The organism is Acidiphilium sp., assembly GCF_049977125.1.
Classification (GTDB): domain Bacteria; phylum Pseudomonadota; class Alphaproteobacteria; order Acetobacterales; family Acetobacteraceae; genus Acidiphilium.
Genome location: NZ_JBMFGY010000206.1, coordinates 1 through 2,011, shown reverse-complemented (window position 1 = coordinate 2,011; position 2,011 = coordinate 1). Strand labels below are relative to the sequence as shown.

At 64.5% G+C, this 2,011-nt stretch carries 3 protein-coding genes; all 3 read left to right on the top strand.

Annotated elements, in window-relative coordinates; translation table 11 throughout:
- Positions 1-148: 148 nt before the first annotated feature.
- Entirely contained in the window at positions 149-682 is a 534-nt protein-coding gene (locus tag ACP5E6_RS16755) for a hypothetical protein (RefSeq protein ID WP_427956071.1), read from the top strand.
- 14 nt (positions 683-696) lie between these two features.
- Complete coding sequence (locus tag ACP5E6_RS16750) at positions 697-1,692, top strand: type IV secretory system conjugative DNA transfer family protein (protein ID WP_427956068.1); 996 nt, start codon at positions 697-699, stop codon at positions 1,690-1,692.
- On the top strand, positions 1,692-2,011 hold a 320-nt coding region (locus tag ACP5E6_RS16745), incomplete at its 3' end, for a hypothetical protein (RefSeq protein ID WP_427956067.1). The genes ACP5E6_RS16750 and ACP5E6_RS16745, both read left to right, overlap by 1 nt.

The following is a 2,011-nucleotide window of genomic DNA, read 5'->3' as shown; positions in this document are numbered from 1 at the left end:
ATGGGCGTCGGCGTCGTGATCGGTATCGTCCGTGCGGTTCGCGATGCACGCCTTGCGTCGGGACCACGCGGCGTCATTTACGGCAATGCGATCATGGCCCGTCCGTCGCTCGTCCCGGTCGCGCGCACTCCGGATCGGCAGGATTGAGATGGCAACGACCGTCATGCAGCCGTTCCAGCGACACAACGGACCGTCAGAAGGGCGGCGCTGGCTCCCGGTCGGGACCGTATTTGTCGGACTTGCCGCGGCTTCTACCATCGCCCCGATGCCGACCGCCTCGGCGAACATGCTCTATGACCCGCATGTCGTCATGTACACCTTCATGTCGTCGGGTGTGGATGACTTCGACTTGGAATACCCGTCGGGGATGCCTGCAGTCGCCCGCATGATCCAGTCCTGCTACGCGGTCAACGATCATCCGGGCTGGTACGGGCGGTTCATTACCTGCAATGCCGAGGACGTCGCGGCCTATCTCTACAGCCAGTATCTTCTGAAGACGCGCGGCATCACCCCCGTTCCATATTTCGACGAAACCGCCTTCGAGCGTCGGCAGAATTTGATGCTCGAGAGATATCGAATGCCGCCCGCGCAATGGCCAGCGTGGATCGTGGGAATGCGTCGGCGGGTCTGGCGGCTGCTTGTCGTCAAGATCAATGGCGGCGTGCTCGTACCCCCCTCATGAGAAAGCGTGGAAACATGCCGACAACCCTGTATCTCCGCCGTATCGCCGGTCTCGGAATCACACTGTCGATCGCCCTTCTTCGGCTTCATGCAGCCTGGGCGGGGCCGGGTCCGGCGAGCGTGCCGCCGTTTCCGGAATACGGGCTCTCACCCTCGGCCGGCGCGGTCGATCGTGGCTTTGCCGCGAACGCCAATCCGCTCAACACACCGATCGCCGGCGCACGGATCAATGGGCAGATCGTGGGCGGTCAGGCACCACCCTCGCTTGCCGCTTTGCAGGCGGCGCGTCCGGGCCAGATCCCGGGCAAGACGATTTCTCCACTCCGGCTGCACGCGCTGCGCCAGGCCGCCCTGTCCTACGGAGCGCGCGGCGGGCTCGCGGCGGAGAGCTACACGATCAATCTTGAACTCTCGCAATACAGGCACACGCTCGACAAGACCTTCGATTTCAGCCGGATGGTCCAGCCGATCGGCAACGATCAGACCCTGCTCGTGCCGCCGATCGTCACCGAGGCGCAATTCGCCTTCGCCCTCGCCCCCGGCGGCCAGATCGCCAAGCAGACGGACAAGGTCTACGAGATCACCCAGCAGGCAAGGCTCGCTTCCGCGTCACCCAACTGGCGTGAATTCCTCGTGCGCAGCTGGTCGTCACCGACACCGCCGCCCCGCAACCTGATGCCGCACAATGCGACCGAAGCGGCCGACTGGTCGCGGTGGGTCGCGCAAGGCTGGGCATTGGGCGAACAGCAGGCGGTCCAGATCTTCCTCGATGATCTCGATCGCCTCCAGACGGATTACGTCGGCATGCTGCGCTACGCCGTGCTGCTCCGTGCCGGGCTGGTCGAACCACCCGATACGCAGAGCCATCGCCAGTACGTCTCGGGCGGGCGCGATCGCATGCTCGTCGGCAATCAGGTGGTCCGGATCACCGATCAACCCGGCCTTAATCCCGATACCGCCGATTGGCATCCCGGTTATCTGCCGTCCGGGCCGATCGGGGAGGCACCGTGATGCGCGAGACACGTCACAGAATCCGGCTGGCGTGCGTCACGATGCCGCTGGCCCTTATGCTGGGTTCCAGCCCGGCATGGGCTCAGATGGCCGCCCATCCGATCGCGCCTCCGATGCAGCAGAGGTCACCGGCATCCTCGGCATCCTGCCGCACCACCGTTCGGTATTTCGGCAAGGGTTCGCTGACGGCCGACTATCCGCTCGAACATGTGGGTGGCGAGTACCCATGGATGGTGCCGCCTCATGCCATCGCCCGTCTCGTCGCCCATACCGGGCCGATGTCGGGCAACGCGTTCTTCGAAAGCCAGATGTGGCAGAA

Coding starts and splice junctions, on each gene's coding strand:
- ACP5E6_RS16755 (WP_427956071.1), top strand. CDS start 149: ATGGCAACGACCGTCATGCAGCCGTTCCAGCGACACAACGGACCGTCA.
- ACP5E6_RS16750 (WP_427956068.1), top strand. CDS start 697: ATGCCGACAACCCTGTATCTCCGCCGTATCGCCGGTCTCGGAATCACA.